14 protein-coding genes are annotated in these 18,623 nt (G+C 38.8%); 11 read left to right on the top strand and 3 right to left on the bottom strand.

What is annotated here, in order from left to right:
• Window positions 1-199 precede the first annotated feature (199 nt).
• From GM418_RS03055 to GM418_RS03065, 3 genes are all read left to right on the top strand, one after another.
• Window positions 200-1,495: a Gfo/Idh/MocA family protein gene (locus tag GM418_RS03055; RefSeq protein ID WP_158863029.1), complete on the top strand. Its 1,296-nt coding sequence runs from the start codon at window positions 200-202 to the stop codon at window positions 1,493-1,495.
• Between the two features lie 343 nt (window positions 1,496-1,838).
• The gene (locus tag GM418_RS03060; protein WP_158863031.1) at window positions 1,839-3,161 is read left to right on the top strand and encodes a serine hydrolase domain-containing protein; all 1,323 of its coding nucleotides are present in this window, start codon (window positions 1,839-1,841) and stop codon (window positions 3,159-3,161) included.
• A 36-nt stretch (window positions 3,162-3,197) separates the two neighbouring features.
• Window positions 3,198-4,268 (top strand): family 20 glycosylhydrolase, encoded by a 1,071-nt coding sequence (locus GM418_RS03065; protein WP_158863033.1) that lies wholly within the window; start codon window positions 3,198-3,200, stop codon window positions 4,266-4,268.
• Window positions 4,269-4,271: 3 nt separating this feature from the next.
• Here GM418_RS03065 and GM418_RS03070 read toward each other — a convergent pair whose 3' ends face one another.
• Entirely contained in the window at window positions 4,272-6,599 is a 2,328-nt protein-coding gene (locus GM418_RS03070) for a M1 family metallopeptidase (RefSeq protein ID WP_158863035.1), read from the bottom strand.
• A gap of 73 nt (window positions 6,600-6,672) precedes the next feature.
• Window positions 6,673-7,248 (bottom strand): HupE/UreJ family protein, encoded by a 576-nt coding sequence (locus tag GM418_RS03075; protein ID WP_158863037.1) that lies wholly within the window; start codon window positions 7,246-7,248, stop codon window positions 6,673-6,675.
• A gap of 44 nt (window positions 7,249-7,292) precedes the next feature.
• Here GM418_RS03075 and GM418_RS03080 point away from each other — a divergent pair, with 44 nt between their 5' ends.
• The 6 genes from GM418_RS03080 (at window position 7,293) to GM418_RS03105 (ending at window position 12,796) form a co-directional block, all read left to right on the top strand.
• A complete protein-coding gene (locus tag GM418_RS03080; RefSeq protein ID WP_158863039.1) occupies window positions 7,293-7,802 on the top strand; it encodes a DUF6702 family protein in 510 nt (169 codons plus the stop codon).
• A 233-nt stretch (window positions 7,803-8,035) separates the two neighbouring features.
• Window positions 8,036-8,851, top strand: coding sequence for a ThuA domain-containing protein (locus GM418_RS03085; RefSeq protein ID WP_217447694.1), 816 nt, complete (start codon window positions 8,036-8,038; stop codon window positions 8,849-8,851).
• 159 nt (window positions 8,852-9,010) lie between these two features.
• The gene (locus GM418_RS03090) at window positions 9,011-10,195 is read left to right on the top strand and encodes an aldo/keto reductase (RefSeq protein WP_158863041.1); all 1,185 of its coding nucleotides are present in this window, start codon (window positions 9,011-9,013) and stop codon (window positions 10,193-10,195) included.
• Between the two features lie 96 nt (window positions 10,196-10,291).
• The gene (locus GM418_RS03095; protein ID WP_217447695.1) at window positions 10,292-11,065 is read left to right on the top strand and encodes an NIPSNAP family protein; all 774 of its coding nucleotides are present in this window, start codon (window positions 10,292-10,294) and stop codon (window positions 11,063-11,065) included.
• 95 nt (window positions 11,066-11,160) lie between these two features.
• Window positions 11,161-11,940, top strand: coding sequence for an alpha/beta fold hydrolase (locus tag GM418_RS03100; RefSeq protein ID WP_158863045.1), 780 nt, complete (start codon window positions 11,161-11,163; stop codon window positions 11,938-11,940).
• 79 nt (window positions 11,941-12,019) lie between these two features.
• On the top strand, window positions 12,020-12,796 hold the full coding sequence (locus GM418_RS03105; RefSeq protein ID WP_158863047.1) for a zinc metalloprotease: 777 nt from the start codon (window positions 12,020-12,022) through the stop codon (window positions 12,794-12,796).
• Between the two features lie 63 nt (window positions 12,797-12,859).
• Here the strand turns inward: GM418_RS03105 and GM418_RS03110 are convergent, their stop codons facing one another.
• A complete protein-coding gene (locus tag GM418_RS03110; protein WP_158863049.1) occupies window positions 12,860-15,508 on the bottom strand; it encodes a DUF5916 domain-containing protein in 2,649 nt (882 codons plus the stop codon).
• A 511-nt stretch (window positions 15,509-16,019) separates the two neighbouring features.
• Here GM418_RS03110 and GM418_RS03115 point away from each other — a divergent pair.
• Together GM418_RS03115 and GM418_RS03120 are read left to right on the top strand one after the other, a co-directional pair.
• Window positions 16,020-17,351 carry a TolC family protein gene (locus GM418_RS03115; RefSeq protein ID WP_158863051.1) on the top strand — a complete coding sequence of 444 codons (1,332 nt, stop codon included), beginning with the start codon at window positions 16,020-16,022 and terminating at the stop codon, window positions 17,349-17,351.
• A gap of 25 nt (window positions 17,352-17,376) precedes the next feature.
• Window positions 17,377-18,597 carry an efflux RND transporter periplasmic adaptor subunit gene (locus tag GM418_RS03120; RefSeq protein WP_158863053.1) on the top strand — a complete coding sequence of 407 codons (1,221 nt, stop codon included), beginning with the start codon at window positions 17,377-17,379 and terminating at the stop codon, window positions 18,595-18,597.
• The last annotated feature ends 26 nt before the right edge of the window (window positions 18,598-18,623 follow it).

Here is an 18,623-nt window from a genome sequence, read left to right on the forward strand (position 1 = left end):
TTCTTGGTTCTTGTAAAAAATACAATAATACAATTTTTATTTGGTTTGCTGCTGTTATAACGATAAAATTAAACACGCTTTAAAACAACTTTGTATTTGTGATAAAAATTCATTTTGATAAATCCAATTAAAAGTACCAATTTTATATCTTGGAAAATTAATTCTGAATAATAATAAATCAATTTTAAACCTACGAAAGATGGATCGAAGAAATTTCATTGGAAAAACAGCGGTCGGTGCGGCTGCTATTACAGTTATTCCCCGTCATGTTTTGGGCGGAAAAGGATTTGTCGCGGCAAACGACAAAATTAACCTTGGTTTTATTGGAACCGGAAAACAAATTTACACACTATTAAACGGAATCGGCGGATGCAAAGAAACAGTTGCTGTGGCCGCTTGTGATGTTTACAAACAAAAACTGGAAGCATTTGTAACTGCGGCAGAAGAAAACAATGCCAAAAAAGACATCACCTCAAAAGTAGATTCCTACCATTATTATCGTGAGTTGCTGGATAGAAAAGACATTGACGCAGTAGTTATTGCCACACCCGACCACTGGCATGCACAGATTGTTGTTGATGCAGCCAAAGCCGGAAAAGATATTTATTGCGAAAAACCAATGGCTTTAACAGTTGCCGAAGGGCGTGCAATGGTAAATGCCACCCGAAAATACGACCGGGTTTTTCAAACCGGGAATATGCAACGTTCCTGGCGCGATTTCCGTCATGCAGTAGAACTGGTTAGAAGTGGCTACATTGGTGATATTAAGGAAATTAATGTAAGCGTCGGCGAACCTGTTAAACAATGCGATCTCCCTGCACAGGAAATTCCGGAAGGGCTGGATTGGAACGAATGGGTTGGCCCTTCGTTATACCGCGGATTTAATGAGATTTTGGCTCCCGCAGATAAAAACGGCCCATGGGCGTGGTGGCGCGGCTACCGCGATTTTGGCGGAGGTTTAGTTACCGATTGGGGCGCACACATGTTCGACATCGCACAATGGGCTTTAGACATGGACGAATCGGGACCGGTGCAATTTTTACCGCCTTCAGAACCTGCACAAACGCATGGGCTCACCATGGTATATGAAAACGGTGTGCGCGTAAACCACAAATTATGGGGCGGAGAAGACGATGGAAATGCCGTTCAATTTATTGGAACCGACGGAAAAATTGAAGTAAGTCGGGGGTTCCTGAGAACATTCCCAAATGAAAAACTTGCCAAAGATGAGATTAAAGAAACAGATAAACATGTTTATTTCAGCGACAACCACTATCAGGATTGGGTGGACGCAATGAAAACACGCACAAAACCGATATCGGATGTTGAAACCGGACATCGCACCGCATCGGTTTGTAACCTTACAAATATTGCTTACGAGTTGCAACGCCCCTTATTATGGGATCCAGATGCAGAAAAATTCAAAGGCGACGATTTTGCAAACATGATGCTTTCCCGCCCGATTCGGGGACAATGGGATTTTACTGATTTTTAGCAAAAACAAACAGATATTCCCGGAGATTTTGAAAATCTCCGGGATGTTTTTCATCTTAGTACCTTCCATTTATATCGACTCCAAAATACACCCATCCTCTAAGTCTTACAACTGTTACTGGTAAAAATAAACTTTCAAAAAAAATAAACTGTTAAAGCAAAATAAACAAATCTGAGAAGCTGGGGTCAGATAAATAAAACTGTAACATTTTTGATTAAAAGAAGTCAAATTATCTGAACAGTTAGATAAAAACAGTTCATTATTGAGATACTAAATTGACGTACAAACAAGCAACTTAAGTTTTATTTCGGTCTGAAGCAAAAACTTATTAAAAATTAGACAGATGAAAAAAACGCTCCTTACGATTGCAGGTATTTTCTTTTCTATAGCTCTATTTTCCCAACACGTTGACAAAGAGAAATTGGATTTGTTGTTTGAAAACCTGGATTCGTACAATAAGTTTATGGGGAGTATTGCGGTTTCTCAAAACGGAAGTGTTATCTATCAGAAATCAATTGGGAACGCAGATATTGAGCGCGGAATTAAACCTGACAATCATACCAAGTATCGAATTGGTTCTATTTCGAAAACTTTTACCTCGGTACTTATTTTAAAAGCTGTTGAAGAGAACAAATTGGGTCTGGACGAAACACTTGATACCTTTTTCCCCTCCATAAAAAACTCCGATAAAATTACGATACAACATCTTCTGTATCACCGAAGCGGAATATACAGTTTCACCGACGACCCGGAATATAAAAACTGGAGAACTGAACCAAAATCGGAAAAAGAAATCATAGGTACTATTTCAAAAGGGAAAAGCTTATTCCTGCCCGGAAGTACATACAAATACAGCAATCCAAATTATATTTTGCTTTCTTACATTCTTGAAAAGGTATATAAAATGCCTTTTGCCAAAATTCTGGAAGAAAAAATTATAAAACCTCTTGCACTAAACAACACCGGCTTTGGTGGCAAAATAAAAACAGAAGCCAATGAGGCTTACTCTTATTTGTACTCAGAATCGTGGAAAAAAGACAAAGAAACAGACATGTCAATTCCAATGGGAGCCGGAGGAATCATTTCAACGCCGGAAGATTTAATCCGATTTATCGAAGCGCTGTTTGAAGGAAAACTGATTTCAAAAGAAAACCTGGGAAAGATGACCACGATAAAAGATGGTTACGGGATGGGAATTTATGTATTGCCATTTTATGATAAAAAAGGTTTTGGACATTCAGGTGCAATAGACGGTTTTACGTCGACATTGGTTTATTTTCCTGACGAAAATATTTCATTTGCGCTCACATCAAACGGAACAAATTACAGCAACAACGAAATTACCATCAAAGTATTGAGCAGTGTATTTGGAAAACCTTTTGATATCCCGAATTTCAAAACTTATGAAGTATCATCCGCTGATTTGGACAAATACCTTGGAGTATATTCAAGTATGGAAATTCCATTAAAGGTTACAATAACAAAAGATGGCACCAAATTAATTGCTCAGGCTACCGGACAGAAGGATCTTAGACTCGACGCTTTTGACAAAGATAAATTCAGCTTTGATAAAGTTGGGCTAATAATGGAATTTCAGCCGGAAAAAGAAACCATGTTGTTAAAGCAGAATGGCGGAGAATTTCATTTTACAAAAGAAAAAGATTAAACCAACTCAAATAAAAATGCCCTTACAAAAAAGTCTATGAAACATATTGTTCTTATTTTAAATCTGATTCTATTCGCCTTTTTCCTAAAAGCTGAATCTCCCTACCCGGTTCGCGGACTTTGTATCAGCGCTCCGTCGGTAGAAGAAGTGGATACATTTGTTAATTTTATCAATAACGAACTTGCTCCTGCCGGACTTAACCTTCTTATTTTACGCATCGAATACAATTATGAATATGAATTGCATCCCGAATTGCGCAGCGATAATCCGCTAACAAAAGCAGATGTAAAGAGACTCGTGAATGTTTGCAGAAAAAACAACATTCGCTTGTTGCCTCAGGTAAATTTACTTGGACATCAATCGTGGCATGGAAAAGCCGGAAAGCTGCTGGAGGTTTATCCCGAATTTGATGAGACACCGGATGTAAAACTTCCTGAACATTACGAGTGGCCGAATGCCGACGGATTGTATTGCAAAAGCTATTGTCCGCTGCACCCCGAAGTTCACGATGTGGTTTTTGATATTGTAGATGAAATTACCGACGCATTTGAAAGTGACGCCTTTCACGCAGGAATGGATGAAGTATTTTACATTGGGCACGAACAATGTCCGCGTTGTTACGGAAAAGATCCGGCTGAGCTTTTCGCCGGAGAAGTGAGTAAAATAAGAAATCATTTAAAAGAAACGGGGAAAGAACTTTGGATTTGGGGCGACCGGCTGATTGATGGAAAAACAACCGGAATTGGTATTTGGGAAGCTAGTTTTAACAATACCCACCGCGCTATCGACATGATTCCGAAAGATGTGGTAATTTGCGACTGGCATTATGAACGCCCTGACCCCACTGCGGTCCTATTCGCGTCAAAAGGATTGCACGTTCTCACTTGTCCCTGGCAAAATGCAGAAAACGCTGTTAAACAAGAAGAAATGACCCGCAATTTTATAAAAACAGCTACAAAAGAGATGAAACCAAGATATCTGGGCATGCTTCAAACTGTTTGGGGCTCTACGAAAGGATTTATGGAAAGTTATAAAGGCACTGCCACTCCGGAAAGAGCTGATAAATCGGCTGAATGTTTCCGGGAACTTACCAGGGTTTGGAAATAATTTTTATTCCTTTGATTTTTTCTGTGCGTCTCGCATCGGATTTGAGCCTCCTCCGTAACGTCGATCAAAATTTGATTTGTAAAGCTGAAAACGCGTTGGATGTACTTTGGGTGGCCAATTATTATTATCCAAATCTACATCGGCAGTTTCAAGAAATGGATCAAGAGTGATATTACTTACTTCTTTTTGGAAGAAAAATACCTTTGAAACCTCAACATTATTCCGACGCCAGATTTCGGCCGGGATTCTTTTTATTTCTTTGGTTCCGTCATCAAAAGTAAATTCAAGAATTATTGGCATTACCAAACCACCGATATTTTTAAAATCAAGCTGGTAATAATTATAATTCCCTTCCATAATTTTATTTTCTTCCTCCGAATAGTCAGCTTTTTTCTTTTTATATTCTTCAATGTCCTTTTTGGTCACTTCGTATTCATCGTAGGTAGTATAAAAATCATGAGTGGCGGGATCAATGACCGTTACCGTTTGGTCTATGGTTTCCTTGTTTCTGATATCAGTAATCGACACCAATTTTTCATCTTCCTTTTTCTCCAACGGCTTTTCAAGCTCGGGATTATCAGTTTTTGGCTGAAGCCAGGTCACTTTATCCAGTGATATATCAACATTATCGGTGGTATAAAACCAGCCACGCCAGAACCAATCCAAATCAACACCCGAGGCATCCTCCATGGTTCTGAAAAAATCTTCCGGCGAGGGGTGTTTAAACATCCAACGCTGTGAATATTGTTTAAAAGCAAAATCAAATAATTCGCGCCCCATAATGGTTTCACGTAAAATATTTAATGCAGTTGTTGGTTTGCTGTATGCGTTGCTTCCCAAATTCCATACTGATTCAGAGTTGGTCATGATTGGCGAAATATATTTTTTGTCGCCTTTCATATAATCCACAATTTTGTAGGGTTGCCCGGCTCTCGACGGAAATCCGTATTCCCATTCCTGCTCTGTAAGAAATTCAAGAAACGTATTTAATCCTTCATCCATCCATGTCCACTGTCTTTCATCCGAGTTTACAATCATCGGGAAAAAGTTATGTCCGACTTCATGAACAATTACGCCAATCATTCCGTATTTTGTTCGCTCGCTGTAGGTACCATCCGATTCAGGACGGCCACCGTTAAAACAAATCATGGGGTACTCCATTCCAATTCTGTCGGTATGAACCGAAATTGCTACAGGATACGGATAATCGAAAGTAAACTCTGAATAGGTTTTAACGGTATGTGCGACCACCCTTGTTGAGTATTGCTCCCAAAGCGGGTTCCCTTCTTTGGGATAATATGACATGGCCATAACGGTTCGATCGCCAAATTTTACACCCATCGCATCCCAGATAAACTTCCGCGAACTGGCAAATGCAAAATCTCTGACATTCTTAGCTTTAAATATCCAGGTTTTCTCTTTTTCCGATTTGTTTTTCTCCGCTTTTCGGGCATCATCTTCCGAAACAATCATCACCGGTTCTTTTGCGGATTTGGCTTTTTCAAACCTTCGGATTTGGGCTTCTGTTAAAACTTCGTTGCTATTTTGCAGCTCTCCGGTTGCACCAACAACATGATCATCAGGAACAGTAAGGCTCACCTCAAAATCGCCAAAAGGAAGGGTAAATTCGCCTGCTCCTAAAAATTGTTTGTGCTGCCAGCCTTCAACATCGTTGTATACAGCCATACGAGGATAAAACTGAGCGATTGTATATAAATAATTATCTTCATCTTCAAAGTATTCATAGCCCGAACGACCGCCATCCTGTAAACGATTGTTGATATTATACCACCATTTTACAGAAAATGAAATGGATTCTCCGGGCTGCAAAACTTCAGGCAAATCAATTCGCATCATTGTTTTAACAATGGTATGGTGCAAAAGATTTCCCGCAGCATTTTTTACTTCTTCAATTTTAAAGCCACCATCAAAATCACTCTCCATACGTTCCAATTGTCGCACAGAAATTCGCTCTCCCATCTGAGATGTTCTTATTTTAGGAGAATCCGAATCCTTCGCACGCATATTTTGGTCCAGTTGCATCCAAATATAACCTAATGCATCAGGTGACTGGTTATGATAAGTAACGGTTTCCTCACCATAAATCCGTTGGTTCTTGTCATCCAGTTTTATGTCCATCACATAATCTGCCTTCTGCTGCCAATATTCATGTCCCGGGGCGCCGGAAGCAGTCCGGTAAACATTTGGAGTTGCAAACTCTTGTTTTAACTGTCTGAATTTGTTCTTATTGATATTTTCCTGCGCTGTTCCGTTGAGCGTAAAAAATAAAAAAACAACAACAAACATTTTCAAAAAGGCAGAATATTTCATTTGAAAAAATCTTTTTGTAAGAAATCTGATTAATAAGACAGCAATTTTAGCAATAATTACAAAACATTGTTCTTTAACCCCAGAATTTATTCTGAATAATTAAAGTTAACGCAATACCAGCTGCTGCACCTGAGATAAAAATACGCCAAATGTGATGTTTTACCTGAAATAATTTCAAAGCTAAACCAAGTATTAAAAAATAAACTGAGAGGATCACAACCTGTCCTATTTCAAGCCCCACGTTAAAGGCAAACAGTGGCTGAACAATAGAAGTTTCGGCACCAAGCAATTCTTTTAGGTAATTTGAGAAACCAAGCCCATGAACCAAACCAAAAATCAGGGCAATAATATAAATCAGCTTTTGTCTTCCTTCCTTTGCAGGAAATAAATTTGACACGGCAGTAATAAAAATGGTAACCGGAATAAGAAACTCAATGACCGGCGCCGGAATCAAAACGTAATTTAGAGTGGAAAGAGCGAGTGTTACAGAGTGACCGATGGTGAATGCAGTAACCAGTATAAGAACTTTTTTTATTTCAGAAAAAGAATAGGCAGCACACAAGGTTAAAACAAAAACGATATGATCGTAACCATGAATATTTATGATGTGCTGAAAACCCAGTGTCAGATAGAGCTGGAATGAATTCATTATTTAATACCTTTGTTCGAAAATTCAACTCAAAAAAAGAAACGGTGAAAATAGTCAAAAAAATAATCTTTCTTTCTTTACTTACTTTTTTTGCGGAAACAGGAACAGGCGCTGCACACCCTTTTTATGTGAGCATTTGCCAAATAAATTACAACACTCAAAACCGTGCATTGGAAATTTCTGTTAAAATTTTTGCCGACGATTTAATGGCTGCCCTTGAACAAAGAAATGTGAAAGACCTGCATTTGGGTGAACCTCAGGAAAATAGTGAAACAGATAAATACATTTTTAGTTATTTAAAAGACAAATTACAAATTGCAACGGAAGAAAAAACGCTTGATTATTTTTTCCTTGGAAAAGAAATGGAAGACGATGCAGTTTGGTGTTATTTGGAAACTGATGAAGTAAATACTTTCAATAAAATCGAAGTAACAAACACCATTTTAACCGAGTTGTTCGATACACAAAACAACATTGTCCAAGTAACTTCGAAAGGAAAAACCAAAAACCTGCTCCTTAAAAAGGGGAATACAAGCGGAAGTCTGAATTTTTAAATATCTTCTTTTTTAGATAATTATCCCAAAGCGCAACTCTATTTCTCAAAGGTTGGCAGTTAAACGACGAAAATACTTAAGATCTTCAGGTTTACTTTTTATAACTGCCCCAAAGGAAGAAATTATATAATTTTTCAAAAAGTTGCTGCATAATTTACTTTTTTTAAAAACTATCAAATTCACAAAACAATTTTTAAATTTGTCACTAAACAGAATAAATTAAACCTAAAAAAATGCAAAAAGAAAAATACACCCGATTTGCGCAATTCGTTTTAGTGGTAATATTTCTATTATCAGCAACAACCGGGATAGCTTCAAAAAAATCGGGGGCCGGCGATCTTCCATCGCTAAAAGGGAAAAAAGTTTTAATGGTTTGGGGTGGATGGAACGGGCACTTTCCAAAGGAATTAACAGAAAAAGTACTGGCCTTTTTTAAAGAAGAAGGGGCCATTGTAACCGTTTCCGATTCATTAGGTGTATACACCAACAAAGAACTTATGGGAGATATGGATCTTATTTTCCAGTCGTGGACAATGGGGCAAATAACCAGTGAACAGGAAAAAGGACTTCTGGCTGCAATAAAAAACGGGGCCGGCCTGGCGGGCACGCATGGTGGTTTGGGCGATTCTTTCCGCAACAACACTGAATACCAGTTTATGGTTGGCGGGCAGTGGGTGGCGCATCCGGGTGGTGTTATCGATTATTCGGTTCAGGTTACGGATAAAAAAGACCCCTTAACAAAAGGACTGAGCGATTTCGATATTAAGTCAGAACAATATTACATGCATGTTGATCCCAATGTAAAAGTGCTTGCTACCACAACAATATCAGGCGAACATGCTGAATGGGCGACAGGAGCAGTTATTCCGGTTGTTTGGAAAAAATATTTTGGCAAAGGCCGTGTGTTTTATATTTCAGTGGGGCACACTCCTGCCGATTTTGATATTCCCGAAGCATGGGAAATTTTAAAACGAGGCATAAAATGGGCCAGCGGAAGTAAATATTTACCAAAGGAAGAATGGGTAAGTCCCGTTTATCCAGGACAATAAAGCTAAATTTAAAATATACTAAAGCATCGCTGAGCGCGGTGCTTTTTTTGTTTTCTGTAGATTAAGTCTTTGCCCCGAAAACAAAACACCTAAACAATTCATTTCTATTCGCGTTGAGTTTTTATTAATTCGCAGTTCATCTTAAAAGATACCGGATAAATGAGCAAGATTCGAAATAAAAAACCGGGCATGGAATATCGCCGTTTTGGAAAAACAGAAAAATACCTGAGTGCAGTTACACTCGGAGGTATGCGTTACAAACACGGAGGTAGAGAGCCGAGAAATGAAATTCCTGCAGATACTCTAAAACAAGCAACTGAAGTAGTTGAATTGGCCATGAGTCACGGAATCAACCATATTGAATCGGCATGGGGCTACGGGAAAAGCGAAAACATTTACGGGAAAGTTTTAAATGAAGAATTAAAAATTCCACGGCATACCTATAACCTGATGACCAAAGGAAATCCAAAAACTGCAGCCGATATGAGAAGAATGGTCGACGCACAGCTCATTGCCCTGCAAACCGACTACCTTGATTTTTATGGCTGGCATGGCATTAACAACGAAGAGTTACTGCAAAAATCGTGTGCTACAAAAGGTCCGGTTGAGGAGTTGCATAAAATGAAAGAAGAAGGAATTATCCGCCATGTTGGATTTAGTACACATGCACCGCTTCATGTGATTACCGGAGCCATTGAAACCGGCTTGTTTGAATTTGTAAATCTGCATTATTACTATTTTGATCAACACAACCTGGAAGCGGTTGAAAAAGCGGCTGCAAATGATATGGGAATTTTTATTATCTCCCCAAACGACAAGGGAGGGCAATTATTTAATGCGCCTCAAAAAGTAAAAAATGCAACGCTGCCTTTAACGCCAATCCAATGGAACGCAAAATTTTGTCTTCAAAATAAGGCGATTCATACACTTTCGTTTGGAATGACAGAGGCATCACACTTTGAAGAAATGAAAGGAATCTTTACATCACCGGAAATGTGGGGAGAAACAGAACAACATATAAAACAAAGGCTCGACAGTTTCCTGGCAGACGATCCCTTTTCAAAATTTGAGGGATTTGACCTTATGAATGACCCTTCCGGAATAAACATTCCCGCTGTTTTACGCTTGCGCAAACTCTGGAAATGCTACGACATGAAAGAATACGGGAAATACCGTTACAAAATATTTGAAAACAAAGGACATTGGTTTCCCGGCGTAAAAGCTTCAAAAAGTAATGTTGAGAAAGTAGATTGCTCAAAAGTTCCCGGTGAAATTCCACTAAAAAAAATGCTTTTGGAAACCCACGAGGAACTGTATTCTCCTGAATTTAAGCTTGCAAAATAAAGAATAAAATAACATCGTTGCTCTAACATCAGTCATTTGATGTAAAATTTATATCTTGCTTCAATATTTTTAACTAAATCAACTATCATGTTTAAAATGAAATCAAACAAACAATTAAAAATTATTGCCTTATTCCTGTTTGCGGTTACACTCTCTCTTTCAGGCTCAGCACGCGATTACTACCAGTTAAAAGTGTACAATCTGAAAGACAAAGACCAGGAAACACTTGTAGACAATTACCTGAAAAATGCATACCTGCCCGCGTTGCACCGGGCCGGAGTAAAACAAGTTGGTATTTTTAAACCCGTCGACGCAAGCGGTGGCATGAAAATAATTGTGTTTATTCCACTCAAAAATGTTGACCAGTTTGAAAAACTGGAGACAACTCTTTTGAAAGATAAAAAATTCCAAACCGATGGCACCGACTATATCAATGCATCATGGGAAAATCCGCCTTACGAACGAATGGAATCAATCATTCTGAGGGCTTTCTCTGATATGCCTGAGTTTGCGATTCCGGCACACAAAACTCCGGCATCGGAAAGAATTTACGAACTGCGCAGCTACGAAGGTCCAACAGAAAAATATTACCGAAAGAAAGTGGAAATGTTTAACGAAGGCGGAGAAATTACGATTTTTAAGAACGTGGGAAGTCAACCTGTATTTTTTGGAGAAGTACTTTCAGGAAGCACCATGCCCAATCTGATGTACATGACCACTTATTCAGATATGAAATCGCATGATGAACATTGGAACGCTTTCCGAACTCACCCCGACTGGAAAGAGCTTTCAGCCAAAGAAGAATATAAACATACCGTTTCAAATTCAGTTATTCAGTTGTTACATCCAACCGAATATTCTGATTTTTAATCGATTTGAAAAAGGATGTTTTAGAATATAAAACATCTTTTTTTTCAACAAAATCTGGTGTTTGCGGTTATTGGATTTAATTCTATTTTTGAATCATGATTTATCACAAAACTTTTCGACATAAAAATCCCAAAACTTGGGTGGTATTTGTACATGGAGCAGGTGGAAGTAATGTTGTATGGTTTAAACAGTTACGCGACTTCAAAAAGTATTTCAATGTACTTTTGGTGGATCTGCGCGGGCATGGAAAATCAAAAAAAGAATATTCAAAAGAAGAAATATATAAGTTTGATGAAATTGGGCAGGATGTAATTCAGATTATGAATCATCTTCAAATTGAAAAAGCACATTTTGTTGGAATTTCATTAGGTTGTATTGTTATTCGCGCCATCGACAAACTTGCCCCGGGACGGGCGGAATCCATTATCCTGGGTGGTGCAATTATCCAATTCAATTCAAAAATCAATAGCCTTGTAGGTGTTGCCAAACTACTTAATTCGATTCTGCCTTATATGTGGCTTTATAAATTAAATGCCTGGATTTTGATTCCATCAAAAAAACACACACAGTCGAGAAAACTGTTTATAAAAGAAGCCGTAAGACTGGGCGAAAAAGAATTTAAAAAGTGGCTGCGCATGTCGGGCGAAATTCGTGATAACTTACAGGAGTTCCTGATTAAAGAAGCATCAGCGCCCGTATTGTATCTGATGGGCGAACGCGACCACATGTTTTTACCAATGGTTTCGAAACTGGTAAAAAAACATCTGAATTCAAAACTTGAAGTTATCAGTAACAGCGGGCACGTTTGCAACATCGATCAGCCAAACATTTTTAATGAACGCTCCATCCACTTTATAAAAAGCATTTCAGATTAACAAGATTTTTCGGGAGCAGAAAACATTCTCCTGCACTTTTTTGTTCCGAAATAAAATGTGTGCAAAATTATTAGCTTTTATGACAAAAAGGATAGGTCTGTACCTGATCCCAATCATTAGCGTTTTTGTTATTTTATTTTCGGCTTGTACAAAGGAAGGAGGGCCTGTTGCTGAAGATATTGACAACACACCGGAAAATATTATAATAAAACCAAATGATTTTCTTTCAGAAAGCAGATACGTAAAACTCGTTATAGAAATAACTGCTGTACAAGGATTTGAACCTTCTACTGAAGCTGTTAACGATCTAAAGACTTTTCTGAAAAATATTTTAAACAAAAGCGGAGGAATTACTATTGTCTCAAATTCAATTGCCTCTCCTGAATTAGAGAGTTATTCTCTTGCCGACATTAAAGAAATTGAAGAGAACTACCGGACCAGTTTTACTGAAGGAAAAACCCTGTCGGCCTGGTTTTTCTTTGCTGATGCTGATTATGCCGGGAATGAGGACGATTCAAAAGTATTGGGAGTTGCTTACACTTCCACTTCTATGGCTGTTTTCAAAAAAACGGTAAATGAATTTAGCGGAGGATTTTGGAAACCATCCACGAAAATTTTAGAAGAAACGGTTATGAAACATGAATTCGGACATATTCTTGGTCTTGTAAATAACGGCACTGACATGGTTGAAAATCATCAGGATACTTCCCACGGAAGTCACTGCAACAACGAAGATTGCCTGATGTATTATGCCGCTGAGCACAGTAGTGGTGTAGTAAGTTTTCTAAGAGGTGGCGAAGTCCCTTCATTAGACACCAATTGCCTGGCAGACCTAAAAAACAACGGAGGAAAATAACCTGCCTGTCAACAATTTAAGTGGAAATTTTCCTGACAAATACCAAAACGACCACTGTTTCCTTTACAAAGAAAACCAGTAAGAAAGCTTTACCAGAAAAACGTTATGCGGATCAATCCCAAAAAGATCGCTCATATCGTTCCCATACGAGAATGTTCCGTTAGTAGCTGTGCTGGTTCTGCCTTGCGACCAAACCAGGAAAAGCGTTGAGCCAGGTAAATATTCCCAACGGACAACGAGGTTTGAGCGAAACTGCCGGAAATTATAATCAGGATTATCAAAAGAATAAATTGAACTTCCACTGCTGTTTTCTGTAATTGTATAACTGCGTTTTTCCGCGTCATAACTGATTTCGCTGTTCAAAAAAGAATGATATCTGTCTTTAAACTTATCTGCATCAGGTTCCAGAATATGTTTAAATTCTGAATACTTTCCTGCAGAAACAAATGGCTGTCCATAATATTCAAGCGAAAGTTCAGGAGTAAAAGTATAATTCAGACGGAAAGTAAAACTTAACGTTTTCTGCTCTATTCCTGCAAAGATATACCTCGCAGGTTCATTTACTTGTTGTATTGTTTCCACATATTGTAATACTCTTTCAGAGATGCTGTATTCCGGATTAAATGACACAGACAGGGCATTCATCGGCCGGAAGTTTACTCCCATCCAGTAGGCCTGTTCCCGGTAACTTTTCAAATCTCCTATCCCCTGGTAATTTCCGCCATACAAAGAAAGTCTTTTTGACTGGTCAGTTGAGACATTCAGGTTCATCTCCAGCCCTCCCGGCAAAGTAAAAGAGGGACCTCCCCGTAATAAATTTGTTGAAATATTTTCTCCTATACGTGTAAAATTTCCATTTATACGCCATCTGTTTTTAAACTGAGCATTAAAATTTGTATTGGTAAAGGTTGACAATCGTTTTCCTGAAAAATTCCAATACATCCAGTAGTTTGTGTTCAGATAAAAATTATTAAATATTGAAAAAGGATCACGGATGTAATAGGCCAGCCAGGAACCATGGTGAATTACATCGGAATACCGCATAAATCCGATATCGTTAAATTCCAGGCCAGGAGAACGAAGTGTAATACTGGTTTCAAATTGTAATTTTTTATCGCTGTATCTGCCAAACTTAAATGTTCCGCCATATCCTGTAAGAGAGGTGAGCGAGGAATCAACAGAGACATAGTCTGCGTCGGGTCGCTGAAAATACCGTGCGGACGACCGCTGGAGACCCGTAATTGCTTCTTCTTTACCTTTTACTATGCTAAATTCGGCATTACCGGTAAAATACCATGTCCGCTCTTTCCAGCTGTGACTAAAATCGATTCCACCAGTATACGCTTCCTTAGGAAGATAATTGAGGGCGGGATTTGTAATATCTCTGTTTACCGCAGTTACGATGCCACCCAAAGTGGTTTCTCCTTTATCAAAATCTTGTTGTATTCGTCCCACAAAATAATTGGTAAGCGGCTCAACCGACTCTTTCCTTCTGGTTCCGGCGTTGTTAATCACGGCCTTTTCGTTGGCTGTAACACTTTCGAGAACACCGATTGATAAGCCGTTTTTTGTTTTTCCCGATAGTTTTAAGGCTCCCAGTATAGTAGTAGCCTCAGGAACTTCTGCATATTCACCATCAGCAAGCTCCAGGAAGTTGTGCGGATACCTTCCAATCCTGCGGGAGTAGAAAAGATTATCAGCCTGCATATTATGAATTACAATTGTTCTGGAAGGACGAAACTGGTAAATATTTTTTCCTTCAACAAAAAATGGTCGTCTCTCCGAAAAATAGGTTTCAAAAGCCGTTAGGTTTACTTCTGAAGGGTCCGCTTCTACCTGCCCGAAATCCGGGTTTATTGAAAAGTCAAGCGTAAGATCATTGGTTATTGCAATTTTCCCGTCAAGCCCGGCTGAGATTGAACTTTTCTTCCCATCGAGAAAAGGATTTCCTTCCTCTTTTTGAAAACGTTCCATACGTGCAACCATGTAAGGCAACAGTTCAATCTGGCGTTTTGGTTTAATTCCACGTATACCATGTAATTCACCATATAAATGGACTTCACCCGGAGAGCCCTTGGGGATAAACTGCCAGATAGAGCGCTCTTCGAAGCGAAAAATATGACGTATAAGCTGAATTCCCCAAATATGTTCTGTTTTTTTTCCAAACCGGAGCTGACTTAACGGTATTCTCATTTCGGCGCACCAGCCTTCTCTGTCGATGGTTGTTTTGAGATACCAAACCGGATTCCAGCTTTCATCCCAGTTGTTTCCGTCCTGGGTAACTGCCTCATCTCCTTTTGCCCCGGAAGCCATGGCAGTGAAAGAAAAAGCCGTTTGCTGATCATAATAACTGTCAATAATAATCCCCACCATATCTCCGTCAAAATTATCCCTGCGCGACATTCGCCTGCTTATCTTTTCAGGCTCACTGTCATAAGCGCGAATGAATACATACAAATTATTGTCGTCATAAAGTATTTTGAAAGCTGTTTTTTCTGAAGGAGGTTTATTCTCGTAGGGCCGGGTTTGAATAAAATCATTCCCCCATTCAACATTGTTCCAACAGGAATCATTTAACAGCCCGTCTATTTCGGGAGCTTTTTTTGTAAACGCAGTTTGAAATACTTTTTTGTCAATGTTTTGCGAAAAACTGTTTGTGAATAAATGAACCAATAGTAGTCCAACTATCATCGGAACTATTTTATACTTCATCAGCCGGTAGTTTTGTCGGTTGTTAATATTAAAGGACATTTAAAAATAAAGACTGTTCTTTTTCAGAATCGTTTCACTTTATTTGTAAATAATCCGTAATTATCCCGAATCAAGAATCTTGCCGGAAATGCTTATACTCAATTTTATCTGATTTCAGAAATACCATTTATGTCCTATCGTTTTGATATTTCTTTCGAGTTGAAAAATGGAATGATGAATTAAAAAACTCGTTCCTGATAAAAAAAAGAGGGCAACCTCTGTTACCCTCCCTTACCAAATCTATATTCGTAACCAAACCTGTTGAATTGTTACGTAATTGATACAGGTATGCAACAACACACCCTACATTTATTTCAAAAAAAATAAAAATTCATCCTCGTCAAACGCCAAAACCACAAAAACCGGAAGCTAAAAATATCCGATTCCGTCGGTAAAAAACATGAATTCTTCTATTTCATTTTCTAAAAAAACAGGATGAATTTAGTTTTGAAAACAAAAGCAATTAGACATTATGAAAACAAAAACAATCATTTTAATTTTTTCAATTCTTTCACCGTTTCTTTTGAAAGCACAGCAAACCGACACAGTGGAAAACTGGAGTTTAACCGATTGTATCGATTATGCGCTGGAACAAAATATACAGGTTCGACAGAGTATTTTAACCAACTTATCGAACCAGGTGAATAAGGAACAGGCAGAAGCAAATATGTTGCCATCGGCGAGTGCATCAGTAGGACAAAACTTTAGCTGGTCGAATGTAACAAATACAACAACAGGTGAATCGGAATTTACGGGAACCAACAGTACCAGCTATTCTGTAAACTCGAACATTACTTTATACAGTGGCTCTAAATTAAAGAACCTGATTAAACAGGCAGAACTTGATATGCAGGCTGGCATATACAACTCTGAAACCATTAAAGAGTCGGTAACCTTAAGTATACTTAACGCATATTTACAGCTACTCTACACCGACGAACAGGTTAAAAATGCAGGTCGTCAGATTGAATCGACAACCGAACAGCTAAATCTTGCCCGGGAGCGATTAAATCTTGGTATTATTTCACAATCCGACTATTTGCAGGTAAAATCGCAACTGGCTTCTGAAAAGTTAAGCCTGGCAAATGCGAACAGCAATTTTGCAATTGCCCGTGTGAGCCTGATGCAACTAATGGAGCTTCCGGTAAACGATGATTTCTCTGTTATCGGTCCGGAACTGGCTGAATCAGTCAACCAGAATATTTCTCCAGTAGCAGCAGATGTTTATTCCATTGCGCTTGCAATTAAACCCGAAATCAAAAATGCTGAATACACAAAAGAAAGTGCAGCTTTGGATAAAAAAATTGCTGAAGCCGGCTATTATCCCACACTCTCAGCCAGTGCAGGACTGGGAACCGGATATTCCAATCTTTCTGAAGCAGGGTACTTTAGCCAGTTAAACGACCAGATTTCCCCATCGGTCGGACTTTCATTGTCTATTCCGATTTTCCAGAAAAAACAGGTGAAAAGCAATATTACGCTGGCAGAAATCAGCTACCAAAACGCGCAACTACAGGAAATTGACACCCAAAACCAGCTTCGAAAAGAAATTGAACAGGTTTGTGTTGATGTGGTGTCGGCCCAATCGGAGTATGAAGCCAGCCTTGAACAATACAACTCTACGCTGGAATCATACAATCTGGCAGAAGAAAAATTTAAAAACGGTTTGATAAACTCTGTAGACTTCCTGTATGAAAGGACAAATTACATTGTGGCAGAAAGTGAATTGCTGCAATCAAAATACAACCTGATTTTTAATTACAAAATTCTCGATTTCTACACAGGAAATCCTATCACATTATAAAAGAAACAATTAAAAACACAATACAATGAAAAAGAAAACTATCATTATTACCGCAATTGTTGCAGCCGCCCTTGTAGCTGCATTTATGATCTTAAAACCCAAAAAGATTAATGCGGAAAAGATCAACATCGAAACAGCCAAAGCCGAAACAGGTTCGGTAAGTAAAACCGTTACGGCTACCGGTACACTTGAAGCCATTACCACAGTTGAAGTGGGAACACAAGTTTCAGGGATTATAGAAAACATTTATGTAGACTTTAATTCATATGTAAAAAAAGGTCAGATGATTGCGCAAATAGACACGACCAATCTTGTGGCGCAACTCGAACAAAGCCAGGCTACGCTTGACAATGCAAAGGCTGAATTAGATTACCAACAGGCCAACTATAATCGTTTGGCTCCGTTAAATGAGAAGAAACTGATTTCGCAATCTGATTTTGATCAAACGGTCTACAACTTAAATAAGGCCAAAGCAAGTTACAATAGCGCACTGGCTTCTCACAAAAAGAACGAAATCAATTTGAATTACGCGTTTATTGATTCTCCTATTGACGGTATCGTTTTAAACAGGGCAGTAGAGGAAGGTCAGACAGTGGCTGCAAGTTTCAACACACCAACATTGTTTACAATTGCCAACGATTTGACCCAAATGCGCGTAGAAGCTGACGTGGATGAAGCTGACATAGGTCAGGTAAAAGAAGGACAACGTGTAGAATTTAAAGTAAGTGCTTTCCCCGATGATGTTTTTGAAGGCGAAGTAACAGAAGTGCGGCTCGAGCCCACCATTACAAATAATGTAGTTACTTATACAATTATCGTTTCTGCTCCCAATCCCGACTTTAAGTTGATGCCCGGGTTGACAGCCGATATCGAAATTTATGTCCGGGAAAGAAAAGATGTGTTGGTAGTACCCAGCAAAGCTTTGCGTTTTACACCAGACCAGAAACTGCTTTTTAGTTTTATGAATGGTCAGTCGCGGCCTGAAATGCCCGAAGAAAATCCCCCCATGCAGAAAATGGAAAGTAATCAGTCAAAAGAAGAAAATGTAGTTTGGGTAAAAAAAGACTCAACCATCAGACCTGTACCTGTGGAAACGGGGATGAACGATGATAACAACGTAGAAATTCTGGCAGGATTAACGCCGGGCGACGAAGTGATTCTGGATATGGAAGAAACGGGCAAAACAACTGCCGCACCAAGCGCCGGTGGTAATCCGTTTATGCCAGGACCTCCCGGAAGACGCTAAACAATGAGCCATCTTTGAAAACACTT

Origin of the sequence: Maribellus comscasis (assembly GCF_009762775.1) — a bacterium.
Classification (GTDB): Bacteria; Bacteroidota; Bacteroidia; order Bacteroidales; family Prolixibacteraceae; genus Draconibacterium; species Draconibacterium comscasis.